Origin of the sequence: Tautonia sp. JC769, from assembly GCF_040717455.1 — a bacterium.
In the GTDB taxonomy this organism is placed as follows: Bacteria; Planctomycetota; Planctomycetia; order Isosphaerales; family Isosphaeraceae; genus Tautonia.
In genome coordinates this window covers 1-233 of record NZ_JBFEFH010000093.1, presented here as the reverse complement: position 1 = coordinate 233, position 233 = coordinate 1, and the positions used below count along the sequence as shown (strand labels likewise).

At 72.1% G+C, this 233-nt stretch carries 1 pseudogene; it reads left to right on the top strand.

The features are described 5' to 3' along the window. Positions 1-233: pseudogene (locus AB1L88_RS27010) on the top strand (efflux RND transporter periplasmic adaptor subunit); the annotation flags it as partial.

Sequence of the window (233 nt, the reverse complement as noted above, 5' to 3'; positions counted from 1 at the left end):
CGCCGGCCGGCGCGGTCGATGATGGTCTGTACTGCCGGGAGCACGGGGCGCCGGAGCGGTTCTGCACGCTCTGCCACCCGGGGCTGCGGGAGACGCTGCTGCTGTGCCCGGAGCACGGGGGGATCCCCGAGGACATCTGCACGCTCTGCCACCCCGAGGTCGAGCGGGAGTACGACCTGGTCATGTGCCCCGAGGGGCATGGCCTCCCGGAACACTTCTGCGTCGAGTGCGGC